The 19,789-nt window shown below is 73.8% G+C and carries 20 protein-coding genes; 14 read left to right on the forward strand and 6 right to left on the reverse strand.

All coding sequences use genetic code 11. The features are described 5' to 3' along the window. Window positions 1-15: 15 nt before the first annotated feature. Window positions 16-564: a TetR/AcrR family transcriptional regulator gene (locus ACIPRD_RS06325; RefSeq protein ID WP_356408825.1), complete on the forward strand. Its 549-nt coding sequence runs from the start codon at window positions 16-18 to the stop codon at window positions 562-564. 124 nt (window positions 565-688) lie between these two features. On the opposite strand, the gene ACIPRD_RS06330 is transcribed toward ACIPRD_RS06325, so the two are convergent. Continuing rightward, window positions 689-1,120 (reverse strand): response regulator, encoded by a 432-nt coding sequence (locus tag ACIPRD_RS06330; protein ID WP_356408822.1) that lies wholly within the window; start codon window positions 1,118-1,120, stop codon window positions 689-691. 262 nt (window positions 1,121-1,382) lie between these two features. Here ACIPRD_RS06330 and ACIPRD_RS06335 point away from each other — a divergent pair, with 262 nt between their 5' ends. From ACIPRD_RS06335 to ACIPRD_RS06350, 4 genes are all read left to right on the forward strand, one after another. Further along, on the forward strand, window positions 1,383-3,002 hold the full coding sequence (locus ACIPRD_RS06335; RefSeq protein WP_401560427.1) for an ATP-binding protein: 1,620 nt from the start codon (window positions 1,383-1,385) through the stop codon (window positions 3,000-3,002). Beyond that, entirely contained in the window at window positions 2,999-4,174 is a 1,176-nt protein-coding gene (locus ACIPRD_RS06340; protein ID WP_356408817.1) for a fused response regulator/phosphatase, read from the forward strand. The genes ACIPRD_RS06335 and ACIPRD_RS06340 overlap by 4 nt, the downstream gene beginning before the upstream one ends. Window positions 4,175-4,332: 158 nt before the next feature. Next, entirely contained in the window at window positions 4,333-4,503 is a 171-nt protein-coding gene (locus ACIPRD_RS06345; protein WP_356408814.1) for a hydrophobic protein, read from the forward strand. 150 nt (window positions 4,504-4,653) lie between these two features. Beyond that, window positions 4,654-5,316 (forward strand): TetR/AcrR family transcriptional regulator, encoded by a 663-nt coding sequence (locus ACIPRD_RS06350; RefSeq protein ID WP_356408811.1) that lies wholly within the window; start codon window positions 4,654-4,656, stop codon window positions 5,314-5,316. Here ACIPRD_RS06350 and ACIPRD_RS06355 read toward each other — a convergent pair. Continuing rightward, window positions 5,300-6,121, reverse strand: a complete 822-nt coding sequence (locus tag ACIPRD_RS06355) for an alpha/beta hydrolase (protein WP_401560430.1) — start codon at window positions 6,119-6,121, stop codon at window positions 5,300-5,302. The two genes, ACIPRD_RS06350 and ACIPRD_RS06355, sit on opposite strands and share 17 nt — an antisense overlap. Before the next feature lie 119 nt (window positions 6,122-6,240). Between ACIPRD_RS06355 and ACIPRD_RS06360 the strand changes: the two genes are divergently transcribed. Further along, window positions 6,241-7,617, forward strand: coding sequence for a flavin-containing monooxygenase (locus tag ACIPRD_RS06360; RefSeq protein WP_401560433.1), 1,377 nt, complete (start codon window positions 6,241-6,243; stop codon window positions 7,615-7,617). A gap of 82 nt (window positions 7,618-7,699) precedes the next feature. Here ACIPRD_RS06360 and ACIPRD_RS06365 read toward each other — a convergent pair whose 3' ends face one another. Beyond that, on the reverse strand, window positions 7,700-8,905 hold the full coding sequence (locus tag ACIPRD_RS06365) for an epoxide hydrolase family protein (protein ID WP_401560436.1): 1,206 nt from the start codon (window positions 8,903-8,905) through the stop codon (window positions 7,700-7,702). Between the two features lie 194 nt (window positions 8,906-9,099). Between ACIPRD_RS06365 and ACIPRD_RS06370 the strand changes: the two genes are divergently transcribed. Next, window positions 9,100-9,567, forward strand: coding sequence for a hypothetical protein (locus ACIPRD_RS06370; protein WP_356408799.1), 468 nt, complete (start codon window positions 9,100-9,102; stop codon window positions 9,565-9,567). A gap of 87 nt (window positions 9,568-9,654) precedes the next feature. Here the strand turns inward: ACIPRD_RS06370 and ACIPRD_RS06375 are convergent, their stop codons facing one another. The 3 genes from ACIPRD_RS06375 to ACIPRD_RS06385 all read right to left on the reverse strand — a co-directional run bounded on the left by ACIPRD_RS06375 (window position 9,655) and on the right by ACIPRD_RS06385 (window position 11,805). After that, window positions 9,655-10,026, reverse strand: a complete 372-nt coding sequence (locus tag ACIPRD_RS06375) for a low affinity iron permease family protein (protein ID WP_356408796.1) — start codon at window positions 10,024-10,026, stop codon at window positions 9,655-9,657. A 245-nt stretch (window positions 10,027-10,271) separates the two neighbouring features. After that, window positions 10,272-10,730: an SRPBCC family protein gene (locus ACIPRD_RS06380; RefSeq protein WP_356408793.1), complete on the reverse strand. Its 459-nt coding sequence runs from the start codon at window positions 10,728-10,730 to the stop codon at window positions 10,272-10,274. 103 nt (window positions 10,731-10,833) lie between these two features. Next, complete coding sequence (locus tag ACIPRD_RS06385) at window positions 10,834-11,805, reverse strand: GNAT family N-acetyltransferase (RefSeq protein ID WP_401560441.1); 972 nt, start codon at window positions 11,803-11,805, stop codon at window positions 10,834-10,836. A gap of 52 nt (window positions 11,806-11,857) precedes the next feature. Between ACIPRD_RS06385 and ACIPRD_RS06390 the strand changes: the two genes are divergently transcribed. The 7 genes from ACIPRD_RS06390 to hypD all read left to right on the forward strand — a co-directional run bounded on the left by ACIPRD_RS06390 (window position 11,858) and on the right by hypD (window position 19,785). Next, complete coding sequence (locus tag ACIPRD_RS06390) at window positions 11,858-12,508, forward strand: TetR/AcrR family transcriptional regulator (protein ID WP_356408787.1); 651 nt, start codon at window positions 11,858-11,860, stop codon at window positions 12,506-12,508. 65 nt (window positions 12,509-12,573) lie between these two features. Beyond that, window positions 12,574-14,340 carry an enoyl-CoA hydratase-related protein gene (locus ACIPRD_RS06395; RefSeq protein ID WP_401560444.1) on the forward strand — a complete coding sequence of 589 codons (1,767 nt, stop codon included), beginning with the start codon at window positions 12,574-12,576 and terminating at the stop codon, window positions 14,338-14,340. Further along, a complete protein-coding gene (locus tag ACIPRD_RS06400; RefSeq protein WP_401560447.1) occupies window positions 14,337-14,906 on the forward strand; it encodes a hydrogenase maturation protease in 570 nt (189 codons plus the stop codon). The genes ACIPRD_RS06395 and ACIPRD_RS06400 overlap by 4 nt, the downstream gene beginning before the upstream one ends. 78 nt (window positions 14,907-14,984) lie before the next feature. After that, window positions 14,985-15,815 carry a hydrogenase nickel incorporation protein HypB gene (gene hypB / locus ACIPRD_RS06405; protein WP_356408781.1) on the forward strand — a complete coding sequence of 277 codons (831 nt, stop codon included), beginning with the start codon at window positions 14,985-14,987 and terminating at the stop codon, window positions 15,813-15,815. Beyond that, window positions 15,812-18,223 (forward strand): carbamoyltransferase HypF, encoded by a 2,412-nt coding sequence (gene hypF, locus ACIPRD_RS06410; protein ID WP_401560449.1) that lies wholly within the window; start codon window positions 15,812-15,814, stop codon window positions 18,221-18,223. The genes hypB and hypF overlap by 4 nt, the downstream gene beginning before the upstream one ends. A gap of 3 nt (window positions 18,224-18,226) precedes the next feature. Next, a complete protein-coding gene (locus ACIPRD_RS06415) occupies window positions 18,227-18,646 on the forward strand; it encodes a HypC/HybG/HupF family hydrogenase formation chaperone (RefSeq protein WP_401560451.1) in 420 nt (139 codons plus the stop codon). After that, window positions 18,643-19,785 carry a hydrogenase formation protein HypD gene (hypD, locus tag ACIPRD_RS06420; RefSeq protein WP_401560454.1) on the forward strand — a complete coding sequence of 381 codons (1,143 nt, stop codon included), beginning with the start codon at window positions 18,643-18,645 and terminating at the stop codon, window positions 19,783-19,785. Before ACIPRD_RS06415 ends, hypD begins: the two co-directional genes overlap by 4 nt. Window positions 19,786-19,789 lie beyond the last annotated feature (4 nt).

Below are 19,789 nucleotides of genomic sequence, written 5' to 3' on the forward strand. Positions count from 1 at the left end.
GGATAGGGTGCCGCCGTGACGCCGTACCACCACGGGAATCTGCGCAGCCAGGTGCTGGCGACCGCCGCCGAGCTGGTCGCCGCCGAGGGCCCGGACGCTCTCTCGCTGCGGGAGCTGGCACGCCGGGCCGGCGTCTCGCACGCCGCGCCGACGTACCACTTCAAGGACCGGCGGGGACTCTTCACCGCACTCGCGACCCAGGGCTTCGACCTGCTCACCGCCGCCCTCCGCGGTGCGGAGGCGTCCGGCCGCCCGGACGCGGCCGCCGGGACCTACGTCGGCTTCGCGATCTCACACCCCGGCTACTACGCCGTGATGTTCCGCCTCGACCTGGTCCACGACACCGACGACACCTTCCGCGCCGCGCGCCGGCGCGCGTACGACCTGCTCACGGCCCGGCTCGACCCCGGCGGCCCCCCACTGGACGCGGCCGGTCGCACCGCGACCGGCGAGGCGGTGTGGTCCCTCGTCCACGGGATCGCGGCGCTCGCCCTCGCGGAGGCGCTGGGCGTCCCGGACCCCGTCGCGCTGGCCCGGGTCACCGTTCTGCGGCTGACCGGATGACGGCCGGAGGCAGGGGGCGGGCGGCAGGTGACCGGATCGCGGAAGGCCGCCCCGGAGGAGTCCGGGACGGCCTTCTGTCGCTGCTGGTGCCGGAGGTCCCGGCGGCGGCCGGCGCCGCCCGGGCTCAGGCCTTCGGAGGCTTGACGGCGATGTCGAGGTAGAAGGCGTCGATGCTGCGGACCGCGGCCTCGAACTCCTCCAGGTTGACCGGCTTGGTCACGTAGGCGTTGGCGTGGTGGTGGTAGGCGCCGGTGACGTCGTCGGGGGCGGCGGACGTGGTCAGCACGACGACCGGGATGGTGCGCAGCTCGGCGTCCTCCTTGACCACCGCGAGGAACTCGCGCCCGTTCATGCGCGGCATGTTCAGGTCGAGCACGATCAGGTCGGGGCGCTCGTTCTCCGGGTCGCGCAGGTAGTCCAGGGCCTCGAGGCCGTCGGAGACCTGGGTGAGGTTGCGGGTGCCGCGCTCGGCGAGGGCGTCCTGGATGAGCATCGCGTCGGCGATGTCGTCCTCGACCAGCAGCACGTCGTACGGGCGGATTGCGGCGGCAGCCATGATTCACGTGCTCCGGTGTGTGGGGCGATGGGGAGGGCGGTGCGTGCGGTCGGTGACCGGCCCGGGCCGGCGGAGCCGTGCTCCCCCCGGCCGTGCCTCCACGCCGTCGGGCGGGAAGACGCAGAGGGGCCAAGCATGACAGCACCATAAATCGTTGATCGAGGACGGGACAACACGCGGTGTCAGGCCACGGGTACAGTGTGCCTGCCGTACGCCGCGGCACAGGCCGGGAGGCCGGCCGAGGGAGGGGAAGTCCACCGCGATGTCGAGCGATGCGTCGGACGCGGGAGCGTTCGCGGACTGGACGACCCGTCGCTGGCTGCGTGCGGGTGTGGCCGCCACACTCGTCGTCCTGGCGGTCCTGGGGGCCCTGGGCGGCTGGGCGATGTGGCGCACCTCGCAGATCACGTCCTCGCTGATCGACCGGCGCTCCCCTGCTCTCGTCCAGTCCATACGGGTGGAACAGGGTCTGGTGAACCAGGAGACGGGCGTGCGGGGCTACGGCCTCTCAGGCCGGCGGGACTTCCTGGAGCCCTACGCGCAGGGCGTGGTCGACGAGAAGGCGGCGCTCGCACGGCTGCGGTCCCTGCTCGACGACGACAGCCGGGGCCGGGCCGATCTCGCCCGGGTGGAGAAGCTCGCCGGCACATGGCAGCAGCGGATAGCCCGGCCCGTCGCGGAGGCGCCGCCCGCGGAGGCGGTCGAGATCACCGCCGCACGCGCCGACGAGGGCAAGACCGCCTTCGACGCGCTGCGAAGTGCGATGGCCCGCCAGCAGACGCACCTGCAGACCCGGCGGACCGCCGCCGCCGACGCGCTGCGGCAGGCGATGACGCTGCGGAACTGGATGTTCGCCGCCATCGCGGGCGTCATCCTCCTGGTGGCGCTCATCGTCTTCGAGGCCCTGCGGCGCGGGGTCACCGGACCGCTCACCCAGCTCGGCTCGGCCGCCCGTGACGTCACCCAGGGGCGGTTCGACCGTTCCCTCGTCGGCACCGGTCCCGCGGACCTGCGCCGGCTCGCCGCCGACCTGGACTCCATGCGGCTGCGGCTGGTGGACGAGCTGCGCTTCGCCGAGTCGGCACGCAGGCAGCTGGACGAGCAGTCCGAGGACCTGAAGCGGTCGAACACCGAACTGGAACAGTTCGCGTACGTCGCCTCGCACGACCTCCAGGAGCCGCTGCGCAAGGTGTCCAGCTTCACGCAGCTGCTGCAGCGGCGCTACGGGGGGCAGCTCGACGAGAAGGCCGACCAGTACATCGCCTTCGCCGTCGACGGCGCCAACCGGATGCAGATCCTCATCAACGACCTGCTGGCCTTCTCCCGGGTCGGGCGCGTCCACAACGAGCAGCAGACCGTGGACCTGGAGAAGGTGTTCGCCCGGACGCTGGCCGACCTCAGCGTCAGCCTGGAGGAGACCGGCGCCGAGGTCACCCACGATCCGCTGCCCACCGTCGTCGGCGACGCGACCCAGCTGGGCATGCTCTGGCAGAACCTGCTGTCCAACGCGGTCAAGTTCCGCAGCCCCGACCGGCCGCCGCGCATCCACCTCGGTGCCGTGGCGCACGACGGCGTCTGGGAGTTCTCGGTGAGCGACAACGGCATCGGCATCGCGCCGGAGTTCCGGGAGAAGGTCTTCGTCATCTTCCAGCGGCTGCACACCAAGGACGCCTATCCGGGCACCGGCATCGGCCTGGCCATGTGCAAGAAGGTCGTGGAGTTCCACGGGGGCACCATCGGGATCGACCCCGGACGCGAGCAGGGAACCCGCGTCGTCCTCACCCTTCCCGCCCTCGCCGGGGCGGAGACCGCTCCCGCGGACACCCTTCCCGCCCTCGCGGGGGCTGAGACCGCTCCCGTGGACGGGGAGGCCCAGCCATGACCGTCCGGGCCGCGGAGCGCGGTGAGCGGTACGACGTCCTGCTGGTGGAGGACGACGACGGGGACGCCCTCCTGGTCGAGGAGTTCCTCCACGACACCGACCTGCCGCACACCCTGACGCGGTGCCGTACGGCCGCCGAGGCGCGCCGGACGCTCGCGTCGGGTTCCGTCGACTGCGTCCTGCTCGATCTGCACCTGCCCGACGCCTCCGGGGTGGAGACGGTCCAGGCGATCGAGGCGGACACCCAGGCCGCGATCATCGTCCTGACCGGGCTCGACGAGCCCCGCGCGGGAGTCGACGCCCTCGCCGCCGGCGCCCAGGACTACCTGATCAAGGGCAAGGTCGAACCCGAGCTGATGCAGCGGGCCGTCCGCTACGCCGTCCAGCGCAAGCAGGCCGAACGCGCGAACGCCGCCCTGCAGATCGGACGGCTGCGCGCGGAGGAGAACGCGCGCCTGGAACGCGGGCTGCTGCCCGAGCCGATCCTGACCTCCTCCTTCGTCACCGCCTCCAGCCGCTACTACCCCGGCCGGGCCCAGGCCCTGCTCGGCGGTGACTTCCTCGACGTCGTCCAGACCGACGACGGCCAGGTCCATGCCATCATCGGCGACGTCAGCGGTCACGGTCCCGACGCCGCCGCGCTCGGTGTCTGCCTCCGCATCGCCTGGCGGGCCCTCACGCTCGGCGGCCACCGCGACCGGGAACTGCTCCGGCTCCTGGAACAGATCCACATCGCCGAACGCGCGGGCAGCGACCTGTTCGCCACCTGCACCCTCATCACCCTGGACCCGAGGGCCGGTGTCCTCACCCTGCACCTGGCCGGCCATCACGAACCCCTCGTGCTCGGCCCGGACGGCACCCGGCAGCTCGACGCCGCCCACGGCATCGCGCTCGGCATAGCGCCCGGACTGGGGGACTGGCCCGCCACCACACTGGAACTGCCCGGCACCGGCGCGCTCATCGCCTACACCGACGGACTGATCGAGGGCTTCGCGGACGGTACGGGAGCCCGGCTCGGCGTGGACGGCCTGCTGCGCATCATCGACACCCTGCACACGTCCGACCCCGGCATCCATCTCGACCGGATCATCGCCAGCACCCGGGCGCTCAACGCGGACCGCCACACCGACGACCTCGCCGTCCTGCGCCTGGACTGGAACACCAAGGGCTGACCCCGTCGCGGGACGTGCGCGCCGGGGGCACGGAGCCCGCGCGGGGGTCCTCCCGCGGATCGTCGGCGGCCCCCGGAGAACAGCCGTGATGAACAAGGCGTTCTCGGTGTATGACCGTGCGATCGCGGGGCAGACGGGGGTGCAGGAGGTCGATAGACATGGTTCCCTTGATTCTGGTTCTGCTTCTCGCTCTGCTTCTGTTCGGCGCCGGTTTTGCGATCAAGATCCTGTGGTGGGTCGCCGTCGCCGTCCTGGTGCTGTGGCTTCTCGGCTTCGTCATGCGGTCCACCAACGCGGGTGGTGGCCGGGGCCGTTGGTACCGATGGTGAACTGACCCGCACCGTGCTGTCCTTCGCGGGGCCGGACCGTCACGACGGTCCGGCCCCGCGGCTGTGCCGCCGTCCGCACCGCACGCCGCCGGGCCCCTCACCGCTTCGTGACATGATGCCGACGACGTGTCGTGGCAGTGGAGGTGCGGGGTGCCGACGGGTACATGGGAACGGCTGCCCGAGGCCCGGCGGTCGGCGATCGTACGGGCGGCGGAGCAGGAGTTCTCGGCGCGCGGATTCTCCGGCGGCAGCCTCAACACCATCGCCCGCACCGCGGGGGTCGCCAAGGGCAGCCTGTTCCAGTACTTCACCGACAAGGCCGATCTGTACGCCCATCTCTCCGAGCTGGCGAGCCTGCGGATCCGCGCCGCGATGGAGACACGGATCCGCGCACTCGACTGGGAAGCGGACTTCTTCACCGCGTTCACCGGCCTGGCGCTGGCGTGGGAGGCCTACTTCCACGACCACCCGCTCGAACGGGCGCTGACCGCCGCGGCGAACCTGGAGCCGGACAGCGCCGCGCTGGGTGCCGTGCGCCGTGTCGTCAACGAGCACTATCTGGCCGTGCTCGGGCCACTGCTGCGGGCCGCGCAGGAGCGCGGGGACCTGCGCCCCGACGCCGACCTCGACGCCTTCCTGTCCATGCTGCTGCTCGTCCTGCCGCATCTGGCGCTCGCGGCGCACCACCCCGGACTCGACCCGGTCCTGGGGCTGGGCGCCGCGCGTCCCGAGGACCGTGCCGCCGCCGTCGTCCGTCTCACCGAGGTGTTCCGCTCCGCGTTCGGGGCGCCGGGCCTCACCGGTCCGCGCTGAACCCCGGACGGGCTCCGGGCAGCCAGTCGAGCAGCGCGGCCAGCGGCGCGCGCCAGCCCCGGTCGAGCATGAGGTCGTGGCCCATGCCGGGGAACTCGCGCAACTCGGCGCCGTAGCGGCGGGCCGTCGCGCGGACGTCGCGCACCGGGACCAGACGGTCGTCCGGCGTGGCCAGGACGAGCACCGGTGCCCGCCCGCGCGGCGCGGCGGGCGGCCGGTGGAACAGGAGCTGGTACTGCGCCGGCGGTGACTCCGCGCCGCAGCGCGCCGACTGCCTCCGCGCCTCCTCCCGCGGCAGCCCGGCGAAGAGGTACTCGGGCCGCAGCGGCAGGGAACCGCCGCCCATCATGCGCAGGGCGTCCAGCGGATGCCGCCGGGCCACGGCCAGCAGGGAGCCGAGCGCCGGATGCGCGGGCACCGGGGCGACCAGCACGCCGGCGTGCGCCGCGTAGCGGGCGAGCACCTGCTGGACGACCAGGCCGCCCATGGAGTGGCCGACCAGGACGGGCCGCCGGGGCAGGGAGGCCGCGGTGTGCATGACGTCGTCGGCGAAGTGGGACAGCCGCGCCGTACGCAGCCGGCCCCCGCTGCCGCCGTGCCCGCGCAGCGACACCGCGTGGGCGGTGTGCCCGGCGGCCGCCGCGGCCGTGAGCCAGTGCTCCCAGCACCAGGCGGCGTGGCCGAGACCGTGCACGAACAGCAGGGGCGGTCCGTCCGCGTTCCCGTCGACGGGCGCGGCGGTGAGGACCTCCAGGCCGCGGGGGCCGCGACGCGAGGTGATGACGACCGGAGGGTTGTCTGTCATGAGCCGCGACTCTAGTGTGACCGTCGGTCATATGACCAGTGGTCATGGCGGATCGGTTCCGTCGCGCCGCCCATGCCCCTCCGTCACGCACCTCCCTCCGAGCCGCCATGGAGACATCCGTGTCCAGTCCCGCAGCCACTCCCGCCTCCTCCGCCGTCCCGCCCGGCCCCCGGGTCTGCGTGATCGGCGCCGGCTCCTCCGGGATCGCCGCCGCCAAGGTGCTGCACGAGCGCGGGTTCGACTTCGACTGCTTCGAGCTGTCCGACCGGGTCGGCGGCAACTGGGTGTTCGGGAACAGCAACGGCGTCTCCTCGTCGTACCGCTCGCTGCACATCAACACCTCGCGCTCGCGCATGCAGTTCAGCGACTTCCCGATGCCGGAGCACCTGCCGAACTTCGCCCGGCACGACCAGATCGCCGCCTACTTCGACGCCTACGTCGACCACTTCGGCTTCCGGGAGCGCATCGCGTTCACCACAGGGGTCGACCGGGTGACACCGCTGGACGGAGGAGGGTTCGACGTACGCCTCGGCAGCGGGGAGACGCGCCGGTACGACGCCGTCCTCGTGGCCAACGGCCACCACTGGGACCCGCGGCTGCCGGAACCCGCCTTCCCCGGCGCGGAGACCTTCACCGGCGAACAGATGCACTCCCACCACTACAAGGAGGAGTCCCAGCTGGCCGGCCGGAAGGTCGTCGTGCTGGGCATGGGCAACTCCGCGATGGACATCGCGGTCGACGCCAGCTACCACGCCGAGGAGACCTTCCTGGCCCACCGGCGCGGGGTGCACATCATCCCCAAGTACGTCTGGGGGCGGCCCTACGACAAGATCGGGGGACACGAGCGGATCCCCGCCGCCGTCCGCTGGCCGGTGGCCCGGATCCTGATGCGCGCCGCCACCGGGCCGATGTCCCGCTACGGGCTCCAGGACCCCGACCACCGCTTCGCCGAGGCGCACCCGACCATGTCCAGCCGGGTCCTGGACCGGCTCGCGCACGGTGCGATCACGCCGAAGCCGAACATCGACCGCTTCGACGGCCCCGACGTCGTCTTCACCGACGGCAGCCGGGTCGCCGCCGATCTCGTCGTCCACTGCACCGGCTACCGGATCACGTTCCCCTTCCTCGACAAGGACTTCCTCGACCCCGGCGGCGACAACCGGATCAGGCTCTACCGGCGCATGTTCCACCCGGACGTGCCCGGCCTGTACTTCATCGGGCTCGTCCAGCCGCTCGGCGCGATCATGCCGATCGCCGAACGCCAGTCGCTGCTGGCCGCCGACCACCTGGAGGGACGGTACGCACTGCCCTCGCGCGCCGCGATGGACGGGGAGATCGACCGCTACCAGCGCTCCCTGGACCGCCGTTACGTCTCCAGCAAACGCCACACCATCCAGGTCGACTTCGACGACTACATGCGCGCGCTGACCAAGGAGCGCGCCGCCGGAGCGCGGGCGTCCCGCCGGGGACGCGCGGCCGCGCCGGCCCGCGGCTGAGCGGCGCCGGCCGCGGACCCGCCGGCCGGCCCCGGGCCGGCGGACCCGCCGCTCGGCCGGGCGGGGCCGGGCGGGTGCCTGTTCAGGCCGGTGGTGCCTCGCGCAGGTCGCGGAAGAAGGCGCGGATGTCGCCGACGAGCAGGTCCGGTTCCTCCATCGCGCCGAAGTGGCCGCCGCGGTCGAACTCGGTCCAGCGCACGATGCGGTTGCTGCGTTCGGCGAGGTGACGCAGCACGATGAAGTTCTCCCGCGGGAACAGGGCGAGCGCGGTCGGAGCGGAGGACGGCTCGGGCGGCTGCCCCCAATAGGGGGCGTGCGCACGCTCGTAGTAGATACGGGCGGACGAACCGGCGGTACCCGTCAGCCAGTACAGCATCACGTCGGTCAGCAGGTGGTCGCGGTCGACGGCGTCCTCGGGCCGGTCGACCGAGTCCGTCCACTCCTTGAACTTCTCCGCGATCCAGGCGAGTTGGCCGACCGGTGAGTCGTTGAGGGCGTAGGCGAGGGTCTGCGGGCGGGTGGACTGGATGTCGGCGTAGCCCTGCTTGTCCCGGCTCCACTCCCGCATCCGCTCCCAGGAGGCCCAGGTGCGTTCCCGCTCCGCCGGGCTCAGCTCCGCGAGCTCCTTCTCGGTGGGCTCGGACGTCGCCCCGGTGCCGGGGATCAGGTTCAGGTGGACGCCGGTGACCGCGTCCGGGCGGATGCGGCCCAGCTCGCGGGAGACGGCCGCTCCCCAGTCGCCGCCCTGCACGCCGTAACGGTCGTAGCCGAGCCGGCGCATCAGCTCGGCGAAGGCGGCCGCGACGCGCCGGTACTCCCAGCCGCTCTCCCGGGTGGGCCCGGAGAGGGTGAAGCCGGGGATGCTCGGCAGGACCAGATGGAAGGCGTCGGCGGGGTCGGCGCCGTGGGCCCGCGGATCGGTGAGCGGACCGGCGATCCGCTCGAACTCCACGATGGAGCCCGGCCAGCCGTGCGTGATGATCAGCGGGGTGGCGTCCGGTTCCGGCGAGCGGATGTGCGCGAAGTGGACGTCCGCGCCGTCGATCGTGGTCATGAACTGCGGCCACCGGTTCAGGCGGGCCTCCGCCGCCCGCCAGTCGTAGGTGTGCCGCCAGTAGTGCGCCAGCTCCCTCAGGTAGTCGCGGGGGACGCCGTAGTCCCACCCGACGCCCGGCAGCTCGTCCGGCCAGCGGGTACGGTCGAGCCGGTGGCGCAGGTCCTCCAGATCGCTCTCCGGTATCGCGAGGCTGAAGGGCCTGATGCGGGCCTCGTGCGAAGTCGTCGTCATGCGCGTGCAGTGTAGGTGTGTTTCCGTCCTGCTGATCTTGTCCGACGCCCTGCGGACGGAGCCCCGGGCCGGCACTGCGTCCTGCGGACGGAGCCCGGGGCGGCGCGTGACCGGGCCGGACGGCAGCGCCCCGTACCGCCCCGGTGGGTCCACGCCCGTGGTTGGGGTGGAGCGGCCGGGGAACTCGGCAGGACATGATCCGGACCCTCCTCCGAGGCGGCGTGGCCGGCGCCGCCGGTACGACCGTGCTCGACGCCGTGGGCTACGCCGACATGGCGTGGCGCGGCAGATCCGCCAGCGGCGTGCCCTCCCGGCTCGCGGACGAGCTGACCCGCGACCTGGGGCACCCGGTCACCGGCTCCGGCGAGGCCCGGGACAACCGGCTGTCCGCGCTCGGCGCGCTCACCGGCATCGGGCTCGGCTGCGCCGTAGGGGTATCCGTCTCCCTGCTGCACGCGGCCGGGCTCCGGCTGCCGTGGTGGGCGGGCGGCCTGATGACCGGAGCCCTTGCCATGGCCGCCGCCGACGTGCCGATCGCGCGCCTCGGCCTGAGCGACCCGGCCACCTGGTCGGCCGCGGACTGGACGTCGGACGTCGTGCCTCACCTGCTGTACGGGGTCGTCACCTACGGTGTCGTGGCGGCCGGGGATCGCTGTCCGTGAGGCCGGATCCGGGCGGCCCGCCGATCCGGCCGCGCGCCCGGCTGTGCCCCGTGGACCGGTCCGGGGGGCCGCGTCCGGGAGGGTCGGTCAGATCTCCTCGTCCATGCGGATGACGTCCCGGAGGTCGTCGTGGGCCTTGCCCGGCGGGCCGCCTTCCTGCGCTTCGAGCAGGGCCGCGGCGATGGCGTCCAGCTTGCGCTGGATCGCGCGCTCGGCGCGCAGCTCGGAGTTCTTCAGCAGGGCGAGCAGGATCAGGGTCACCGCCGTCATGCAGTCCCCGGCGAACACCTGCCACTCCGTGCCCAGCCCGATGACGTGGATCACCACCATCCAGGTGACCAGCGCGAGGCACAGGACGAAGAAGAACGGCGAGCTGGTGAACGTCGACGCGCCCTCGGAGAACCGCTCGAACCGCTGACGCCGGGCGCCGCCCCGGTCGGCGGGGTGCGGGAAGGTCATCGGCTGCCGCCTCCTCTGCGTCGGACCGCACGGTCACCCGCGCCCCGGGTCCGGGGATCTCCGGTCCAGGGATCCCCGGGCCGGGGTCCCGGGTCCTGACGTCTACCCCGGTCCGGCACCCGCGTACCGGTCCGGCGCCCGCGTACCGGTCCGCCACCCCCGTACCGGTCCGCCACCCGCGCCCCCTCCGTGTGCCGGGCGGTGCGGAGGGGGCGCGGGTGAGGGACGCGGCGCGGAGCGGAAGCTCAGCCCGGGGTGACGCGGCCGCGCCACCCGCCGGACGCGTCGCCGCGCGTCTCGATGAACTCCTTGAAGCGCCGCATGTCGCCCTTCACCCGCCGGTCGATGACGCCGAGCCAGTCGGCCACCGTCTCGGCCGGGTCGGTGGGCTCGACGTCCATGACGAGTTCCACCCGCGTCCGGTCGTTCCCGAGGCTCTGGAAGCGGACGCTCCCGCTCTGGAGGGTGTCCCCGCTGATCGAGCGCCAGGTGATCCTCTCGTCCGCGAGCTGGTCGACGATCTCGGTGTCGAAGTCCCGCCGTATCCCGCCCATCGAGGTGGTCCAGTGGTTGTGGGTGTCGTCGAGCTGCTCCACCGTCTCGACGCCCTCCATGAAGTTCGGGAACTCCTCGAACTGCGTCCACTGGTTGTAGGCGGTGCGGACCGGGACGTCGACCTCGACCGATTCCCTCACTGTGCCCATGACGCTCCTCCTTCTGTGCGAGACCGGCGGCAGGCACCGGGCAACGGGCTGCCCCACCCGAGTACCCCGCCCGGCACGCCTCGCCCCTCGCACGCCCGAGCCGTCATCCCCCGGTGGCGGGCTCGTCGTCCCAGGCCAGCGAGCTGATGCGCCAGCCGTCGGGCGTCCGGACGAACTGCACGGTCTTGTGCCCGACGGCCTCGAACCACTCGCCGTGCAGGAACCCGGACTTGCGGTAGTCGCTGAACCGCTGCGCGACCGAGCCGAACATCCGGGTGTCCTCGGCGACTTCCGCCTCGGAGAACTCCGTCAGCGTCCCGTCGGTCAGGATCTTCTCGCGGGACGCGACGAAGGACCCGACGCCGTACACCAGGGGGTCGCCGTCGGTGTTCTTGATGATCAGCCCCTCGGGGATGAACACCTCGCGGATGACGCCGAGGTCGGGACCGCGGCCGCCGGTGGTGGTGAAGGCGCCGAAGAGGTCGTGCATCAGCCGGTCGATCGCGGCCTTGTCCCCGCACGCGGGGCCGTCCGCAGGCGGCCACTCCTCGGCGAGCACCGACCAGACCTCGCTGTCGCGCCGCACGCCCCGGTGCGCGGAGCGCTGCCGCAGCACGCCCTCGCGGGTCATGCCGAGCCGGCGGGCGACCCCGGCGCTGCGTTCGTTGCCGGCGGCCACCCGGCATTCGACGCGGTTCATCCCGCGCTCCGTGAACGCCCAGTCGATGAGCCGACGGCCGGCCAGGGTGACCAACCCCCGCCCCTGACCGGCCGGTTCGAGCCAGCAGCCGATCTCGCAGTTCCCGGCGGCGGCGTCGAAGCCGGTGAACATGACGCCGCCGACCAGGGTGCCCGCCAGCCAGATGCCGTGGATCCGGCCCTCGTCCGCGGCCTGCCGGTCGGCGTGACGCCGCAGGGTCGCGGTCGCGGAGCCGAGGTCGGTACTGAGGTCCGCCCACGGTATCCACGGGTCCATCAGGGGGCGCGCGCGGTCGATGTGGGCGAGGAACTCCTCGGCCTGCCAGGGTTCCAGCGGGCGGAGCTGAGCGTCGTCGGTGAGCGGCAGAGCGAACACGGGCACCTCGTTCGTAGGTACGTAACAAGCGTTCGGTACGTAAGCTAGCACCATGCCGCCCGCACCCGGAGACCGTGAAGCCCGCCGCGACGACGTATCGGAGGCCGTGTGGCGCGTTCTCGCCGAAAGAGGGTTCGGCGGGCTGACCCTGCGTGCCGTGGCCGCCGCGATGGGCGCCTCGACCGGCCTGCTCATGCACTACTTCCCGACGAAACGCGCCCTGCTGACCCACGCCCTGGACCTGCTGGAGAAGCGCACCGCCGAACGCCCCCGGCGCGCGCGCCCCGCACCCGGCCTCGCCACCGTGCGCGTCATGCTCCTCGACATCCTCCCGCTGACCCCGGACGACACCGCCCGCAACCGCATCTGGGTCAGCTCCTGGGACCTGTCCCTGGCCGACGCCGGACTGGCCGCCGACCAGGCCGGGCGCTACGACCGCCTGCGCGCCACGATCCGCCCGCACCTGGAGGAGGCGCGGCGGCTCGGCGAACTCCCGGCCGATGCCGACCCGGAGCGACTCGCCGCCTCTGCGGTCGCGTTCACCCATGGACTGGTCGTGCAGGCGCTCTTCGACCCCGGCCGGTTCTCCGGGGACGCGCAGACCGCCCTCCTCGACGGCTTCCTCGCCTCGCTCGCGGCGGGACGGAAGGGGGAGGGGGAGACGCCTGGGACAGGGGGAGGCGCGAGGGAGGAAGAGATCTGACGAAGGCGGACGAAACGCCGCGCCAGTGCTTCTCGCCCTCCCGGAAACCGGCGAACATCCCCGTCATGGACCTCCTTCTCGTCGTCAGCGCGTTCAACAGCCTGTCCCAGCGCGTGTACGCGGAACTGTCCGACCTCGGGCACCGGGTGGACGTCGTCCTCGCCTCCCACGGCCCCGACGCCGTCCGCGCCGCCGTACGCGAGGTGCGCCCGGAGCTGATCCTCGCCCCGATGCTGAGGTCGGCGATCCCCGAGGACGTGTGGCGGGAGCACACCTGCCTCGTCGTGCACCCCGGGCCGCCCGGCGACCGCGGGCCCTCCTCGCTGGACTGGGCCGTCGCCGAGGGCGCGCGGGAGTGGGGCGTGACCGTGCTCCAGGCGGAGGCGGTGATGGACGCGGGGCCGGTCTGGGCCGCCGAGCCGTTCCGGGTGCCGGAGGCCGGCAAGAGCGACCTGTACCGGGGCGAGGTCGCCGACGCCGCCTCGGCCGCCGTCCTGCTGGCCGTACGGCGCTACGGCGAGGGCTCGTACAAGCCGGTGCCGCAGCCCGGCCCCGACACGCCCGTGGTGTGGCGCGACGCCTTCCGCCAGGACCGGCGGCGGATCGACTGGGCGGCCGACGGCACACAGACCGTGCTGCGCAAGCTCCGCGGGGCCGACTCGCAGCCCGGCGTCCTCGACGAGATCCACGGCCGGCAGGTGTTCCTGCACGGCGGACACCCCGAGGACCGGCTGCGCGGCCGGCCCGGGGAACTGCTCGCGACCCGCTCCGGCGCGGTCTGCCGGGCCACCCGGGACGGCGCGGTGTGGATCCCGGAACTGCGCCCCCGCAAGGCCTCCGGCGACCCCGCCCCGTTCCGGCGCCCGGCCGCCTCCGTACTCGCCTCCTTCCCGCCCCCGCCCGGTGCCGCCAGGCCCGTGGAGACTCGCCCCGGCGACCGCCCCTCATGGCTGCCGGAGGACACCGTCCCGCTCGAACTGCCGGGCGACCGGCGCACCTGGAGCGACATCCGCTACACCCAGCGCGGTGACGCCGGATTCCTGAGCTTCTCCTTCCCCGGCGGGGCCATGAGCACCGACCACTGCCGCAGGCTGCTCGCCGCCTACCGCTTCGCGCTCACCCGGCCCACCTCCGTGCTGGTGCTCGGCGGCACGCGCGACTTCTTCTCCAACGGCATCCACCTGAACGTCATCGAGGCGGCCGCCGACCCGGCGGGCGAGTCCTGGCTCAACATCAACGCCATCGACGACCTGGTCGAGGCGGTGCTGCGCACCACCGACCGGCTGGTGGTGTCGGCGCTCGGCGGCAACGCGGCCGCCGGCGGCCTGATGCTGGCCCTCGCCGCCGACGAGGTGTGGTGCCGCACCGGCGCCGTCCTCAACCCGCACTACCGGCGGATGGGCCTGTACGGCTCGGAGTTCTGGACCTACACCCTGCCGCGCCGCGTCGGGGCCCGCACCGCAGGGCGGTTGACCGGCGAGGCGCTGCCGGTGAGCGCCGCGACGGCCGCGCGGATCGGACTCGTCGACCGCCTGGTGCCCGTCCCCGCAAGGGAGTTCACCGCCGAGACCGCGCGCATGGCGGCCGCGCTCGCCGCCGCACCCGGCCTCGGCGCCCGCGTCGCCGCGAAGGCCGCGGCCCGCCTCTCGGACGAGGAGGCACGGCCCCTCGCGGAGTACCGGCGCGACGAACTCGCCCGCATGCGCGCCGTGTTCTTCGATCCCCGTGCCCCCTACCACGCCCTGCGCTCGGCCTTCGTCCGCAAGCAGCCCACGGGTTCGGCCCGTCCGCTGTCCCCCGCCGGCGACCCGACCACCGGAGGTCCCGCATGACCCTGACCGAAGCACGCCTGCTCGTCGCGGGCGTCGGCAACATCTTCCTCGCGGACGACGCCTTCGGACCCGAGGTGATCCGCGCCCTGGACCGGCGCCCGCTGCCGCCCGGCACCCGGGTCCGGGACTTCGGCATCCGCGGCCTCGACCTCGCGTACGAACTGCTCGACGGCTACACCACCGCCGTCCTGGTCGACGCCGCCGAACGCGGCCACCGGCCCGGAACCCTCTCGCTGATCGAGCCGGACCTCCCCGACGGCGGCCCCGGCGCGGCCCCGCCCGAGGCCCACGGCATGGACCCGGCGAAGGTCCTGGCCCTCGCCGCCCACCTCGGCGACGGGACGCTCCCGCGCGTCCTCGTGCTCGCCTGCGAGCCCGCGACCCGGCCCCGCGCCGACGAGGACATCGCACCCGGCCTCAGCACCCCGGTGAGCGACGCCGTCGCCCATGCGGTCGAGGCCCTGCACGTCATGGTCCCGGCGCTGCTCGCCGACCCCGCCGCCACACCTGCGTTGCGCCGCCAGGAGGAATCCGCGGACCCGTCCGCGGCCGGGCTCGCGCACTAGAGGGGCGGCGGCGCCGAGGATCGGCAGGGCAACGCGTCCCTCGACGTGTGCCCGAGCCGATCGCGAGGAGCAGCGCCCATGTGCGAGTCCGAGGACGTCACCCAGGCCGTCCTGGCCAAGAACGACGGCCTGGCCGAGGAGCTCCGCGCCGAGCTGGCCCGGCGCGGGGTGAGCGTGGTCAACCTGCTGTCCAGCCCCGGCAGCGGCAAGACCGAGCTGCTCGGCCGGGTGCTGGCGCGCGCGGTGGACGAGCGGGTACCGGTGGCCGCGCTCACGGCCGACCTGGCGACCGAGAACGACGCCCGCCGCCTCGCCCGCTCCGGCGCGCCGGTGAAGCAGCTGCTGACCGACGGCCTGTGCCACCTGGAGGCCCGGCAGCTGAGCGGCCACGTGGAGAACTGGATGCCGCGGGACACCGCGGTGCTCTTCGTCGAGAACGTCGGCAACCTCGTCTGCCCCGCGTCGTACGACCTCGGGGAGAGCCTGCGCATCGTGCTCATGGCGGTGACGGAGGGCGAGGACAAGCCGCTGAAGTACCCCACCTCCTTCGGCTCCGCGCACCTCGTCGTGCTCACCAAGACCGACCTCGCCCAGGCCGCCGGCTTCGACGAGGCCGCGTTCACCGAGAACGTGCGGCGGGTCAACCCCGGGGTGGAGATCCTGCGGTCCTGCGCCCGCACGGGCGAGGGCGTCGCCGTCGTCCTGGACCGTGTGCTCGCCGTGCGCGACGGCGCCCCCGTCCACCGGCCGCCCCTCGCCCCGCACCCGCACGGACACGTCCACGTCCACGACGGGGACGACGGCCACAGCCACGCACACGGCCACCACCATGCCGGTGAGGCCCACCGGGGCCATGCCGGTGAGGACCCCCGGGACGCCTCCGGCCTCCCGGCCGGCCGCGTCTCGTGACGACGGGCACCACCGAGGCGGTCCGCCGCCGCGTCCGGGTCCGCGGCACCGTGCAGGGCGTGGGCTTCCGCCCGTACGTGCACCGGCTCGCCACCGGCCTCGCGCTCTCCGGCTTCGTGAGCAACACGGCGTCCGGCGTGCTCATCGAGGTCGAGGGTCCGGCCGACGGGGTCGAGGGCTTCTGCGGCCGGCTCGCCGCCGAGCCGCCGCCGCTGGCCACCGTCACCGGCGTCGACGTCGAGCAACTGCCCGCCACCGGCGCCGACGACGCCTTCACGATCCGCTCGACCGACCGGTCCCCGGGCCGCACCCACCTCCCGCCCGACACCGCAACCTGCGCCGACTGCCTGCGCGAACTCGCCGACCCGGCCGACCGCCGGCACCGGCACCCCTTCGCCACCTGCACCCACTGCGGCCCCCGCTTCACCATCGCCACGGGCATGCCGTACGACCGGGCCGCCACGACCATGTCCGGCTTCCCCATGTGCCCGGCCTGTGCGCGCGAGTACGGCGATCCCGGCGACCGGCGCTTCCACGCCCAGCCCGTCGCCTGCCCGGACTGCGGACCCCGGCTGCGCCTGGTGCCGGCCGCCGGCACCGGCATCCGCCCCGCCCGGGACGCCGACGCCCTGACGGCCGCCCGGGCGCTGCTGGCCGACGGCCGGATCGTCGCCGTCAAGGGCCTCGGCGGCTACCACCTCGCCTGCGACGCCGCCGACACCCGCGCCGTCGACGCGCTGCGCGCCCGCAAGGCCCGCGGCGGCAAGCCGTTCGCGGTGATGTGCCCGGACCTCGACGCCGTACGGCGCCTGGCCACGGTGTCCGAGGCGGAGTGCGCCGCGCTCACCGGCCCCCACCGCCCCATCGTGCTGCTGCGCCGCCGCACGGACACCGGCGCCCGCCCGCTCGCCCCCGGTGTCTGCCCCGGCAGCCCGCACCTCGGCGTGATGCTGCCCTACACCCCTGTGCACACCCTGCTGCTCGGCCTGCCCGGCGACCCGCCCGGACCGCGGACCCTCGTCATGACCAGCGGCAACCGCTCCGGGGAACCGATCGTCACCGACGACGACGAGGCACTGACCCGGCTCGCCGGACTGGCCGACGCCTGGCTCGCCCACGACCGCGTCGTCGCCTCCCCGTGCGACGACTCCCTGCTGCGGGTCCGCCCCGACGGCACCGCGCAGGTGCTGCGCCGCTCGCGCGGCTACGTGCCCCGGCCACTGCGGCTGCCCGTCCCGGTGCGCCCCGCGCTCGCGGCGGGCGGCGACCTGAAGAACGCCCTGTGCGTCGGCGAGGGCGACCAGGCGTGGTTCGGCCCGCACATCGGCGACATGGGCGACCTGGCCACGCTGGAGGCCGCCGGCCGGGCCGAAGCGCACCTGCGCGCCCTGACCGGCGTCACCCCCGTGCTCGTCGCCGCCGACCGGCACCCCGGCTACCACTCCGCCCGCCTGGCGAACCGGCGGGCCGCCGAACTCGGCCTGGGCAGAACGGTGTTCGTACAGCATCACCACGCGCACATCGCCTCCGCCATGGCCGAGCACGGCCTCGACGCCACCGCCCGGGTCATCGGGGTCGCCTTCGACGGCACCGGATACGGCGACGACGGAAGCGTCTGGGGCGGCGAGATCCTGCTCGCCGGCTACTCCGGCTACCGGCGCTTCGCCCACCTCGCCCCCGCCCCGCTGCCCGGCGGCGACGCGGGCGTGGCCAACCCCTGCCGGCTGGCGCTGGCCCGGCTGTGGGCCGCGGGACTGCCCTGGGACACGGACCTGCCCAGCGTCGCCGCCTGCTCTCCCGGCGAACTCGCCGTACTGGAGCAGCAGTTGAGGAGCCAGGTGGCCTGCGTTCCGACCTCCAGCATGGGACGCCTCTTCGACGCCGTGTCCTCCCTCGCGGGCGTGTGCCATCGCGCCGGGTACGAGGCGCAGGCCGCGCTGGAACTGGAGGCCGCGGCCGCCTCGGCACAGGGCACGTACAGCGCCCCGGACGCCTGCGGTTACACCTTCGGGATCGTCACCGGCCCGGGCCCGCTGCGCTGCGACCCCGCCCCCGTGCTCCGCGCGGTCGTCGCCGACCTGCGGCGCGGCACCCCCGTCCCGGTCGTCGCCGCGCGCTTCCACCACGGGGTCGCCCGGTGTGTGCGGGAGGTGTGCCGGCACGCGCGCCGGGCCACCGGACTTCGCACCGTGGCCCTCACCGGCGGGGTCTTCGCCAACGCGCTGCTGGAGCAGACGTGCGCCGGCCTGCTGGACGGCGACGGCTTCACCGTCCTGCGGCACGGCGAAGTCCCCCCGAACGACGGCGGTCTGGCGCTCGGGCAGCTGATGGTCGCGGCCCACGAACCAAGGGACCCGGCCCACGCCCGGCCGACCCCCGACAGCGCATCCAGCGACGAGACGGAGTGACCCATGTGCTTGGCAGTGCCCGGCAAGGTCGTGGCCATCGACGACAGCGCCGACCCGCTCACCGGTCTGATCGACTTCGGCGGTGTGCAGAAGAACGCGTGCCTGGAGTACGTCCCCGACGTGCGGGTGGGTGAGTACGTCATCGTGCACGTCGGCTTCGCCCTCCAGCGCCTGGACGAGGAGTCCGCGCTGGCGTCGCTGCAACTCTTCGAGGAACTCGGCCTGCTGGAGGAGGAGTTCGGGGACGCCTGGCAGCAGGCCGAACGCGAGGCGGGCGCCGCCCTCGCGCAGGCCGCCGGTCCGGCCCCCGCACCCGCCGCCCCCGCGCCGGCACCCGCCGTCGCTCCCGCCCCCGCCCCCGCCCCCGCTCCCGTCGCGGCCGCGGCCCCGGAGGGCACGGAGAACGGGAGCGAGACCCGGTGAAGTACATCGACGAGTTCAACGACCCGGAGCTGGCCCGCCGGCTGCTGGACGAGATCCGCGCCACCGTGACCCGCCCGTGGGCGATCATGGAGGTGTGCGGCGGCCAGACCCACTCCATCATCCGGCACGGCATCGACCAACTGCTGCCCGAAGACGTCGAGTTGATCCACGGGCCGGGCTGTCCCGTCTGTGTCACCCCGCTCGACGTCATCGACCAGGCACTGGAGATCGCCTCGCGGCCCGAGGTGATCTTCTGCTCCTTCGGCGACATGCTCCGGGTGCCGGGCAGCGACCGCGACCTGTTCCGGGTCAAGGGCGAGGGCGGAGACGTCCGCGTGGTCTACTCGCCCCTCGACGCCCTGGAACTGGCCCGGCGCCACCCGGACCGGCAGGTGGTGTTCTTCGCCATCGGCTTCGAGACCACCGCCCCCGCCAACGCGATGGCCGCCCACCAGGCGCGCCGCCTGGGCCTGACCAACTTCAGCCTGCTGGTGTCCCATGTGCGGGTGCCCCCGGCCATCGAGGCCATCATGACCTCGCCGGTCTGCCGGGTGCAGGGATTCCTGGCCGCCGGGCACGTGTGCAGCGTGATGGGCACGGCCGAATACCCGGCGCTGGCCGAGCGGTTCGGCGTACCGCTCGTCGTGACGGGATTCGAACCGCTCGACATCCTCGAGGGCATCCGCTGCGCCGTCCGCCAGCTGGAGCGCGGTGAGCACCGGGTGGAGAACGCCTACGCGCGCGCCGTGCGCGACGACGGCAACCCGGCGGCCATGCGCATGATCCAGGAGGTGTTCGAGGTCACCGACCGCAACTGGCGCGGGATCGGCCCCATTCCGGGGAGCGGCTGGCGCCTCACCGAGGCCTTCCGGGAGTTCGACGCCGAGCACCGCTTCGACGTCGGCGGCATCCGCACCCAGGAGCCCGCCGAGTGCCGCAGCGGCGAGGTGCTCCAGGGCCTGATCAAGCCCACCGAGTGCGCCGCGTTCGGCACGAGCTGCACCCCCCGCACCCCGCTCGGCGCGACCATGGTCTCCAGCGAGGGCGCCTGCGCGGCCTACTACCTGTACCGCCGGATGAGCGGCCCGACGCCGCGGGCCGACCGGGCCGCGCGGGAGGAGATGAACCCCGTTGTCTGAACTC

This window comes from Streptomyces sp. NPDC090108, from assembly GCF_044747185.1.
Taxonomy (GTDB): domain Bacteria; phylum Actinomycetota; class Actinomycetes; order Streptomycetales; family Streptomycetaceae; genus Streptomyces.

Excerpts from the sequence above, each read along its gene's own strand:
- ACIPRD_RS06330 (WP_356408822.1), bottom strand. The coding sequence starts at position 1,120 with ATGGCTGCCGCCGCAATCCGCCCGTACGACGTGCTGCTGGTCGAGGAC.
- ACIPRD_RS06335 (WP_401560427.1), top strand. The coding sequence starts at position 1,383 with ATGTCGAGCGATGCGTCGGACGCGGGAGCGTTCGCGGACTGGACGACC.
- ACIPRD_RS06340 (WP_356408817.1), top strand. The coding sequence starts at position 2,999 with ATGACCGTCCGGGCCGCGGAGCGCGGTGAGCGGTACGACGTCCTGCTG.
- ACIPRD_RS06345 (WP_356408814.1), top strand. The coding sequence starts at position 4,333 with ATGGTTCCCTTGATTCTGGTTCTGCTTCTCGCTCTGCTTCTGTTCGGC.
- ACIPRD_RS06355 (WP_401560430.1), bottom strand. The coding sequence starts at position 6,121 with ATGACAGACAACCCTCCGGTCGTCATCACCTCGCGTCGCGGCCCCCGC.
- ACIPRD_RS06365 (WP_401560436.1), bottom strand. The coding sequence starts at position 8,905 with ATGACGACGACTTCGCACGAGGCCCGCATCAGGCCCTTCAGCCTCGCG.
- ACIPRD_RS06370 (WP_356408799.1), top strand. The coding sequence starts at position 9,100 with ATGATCCGGACCCTCCTCCGAGGCGGCGTGGCCGGCGCCGCCGGTACG.
- ACIPRD_RS06375 (WP_356408796.1), bottom strand. The coding sequence starts at position 10,026 with ATGACCTTCCCGCACCCCGCCGACCGGGGCGGCGCCCGGCGTCAGCGG.
- ACIPRD_RS06380 (WP_356408793.1), bottom strand. The coding sequence starts at position 10,730 with ATGGGCACAGTGAGGGAATCGGTCGAGGTCGACGTCCCGGTCCGCACC.
- ACIPRD_RS06390 (WP_356408787.1), top strand. The coding sequence starts at position 11,858 with ATGCCGCCCGCACCCGGAGACCGTGAAGCCCGCCGCGACGACGTATCG.
- ACIPRD_RS06395 (WP_401560444.1), top strand. The coding sequence starts at position 12,574 with ATGGACCTCCTTCTCGTCGTCAGCGCGTTCAACAGCCTGTCCCAGCGC.
- ACIPRD_RS06400 (WP_401560447.1), top strand. The coding sequence starts at position 14,337 with ATGACCCTGACCGAAGCACGCCTGCTCGTCGCGGGCGTCGGCAACATC.
- hypB (WP_356408781.1), top strand. The coding sequence starts at position 14,985 with ATGTGCGAGTCCGAGGACGTCACCCAGGCCGTCCTGGCCAAGAACGAC.
- ACIPRD_RS06415 (WP_401560451.1), top strand. The coding sequence starts at position 18,227 with ATGTGCTTGGCAGTGCCCGGCAAGGTCGTGGCCATCGACGACAGCGCC.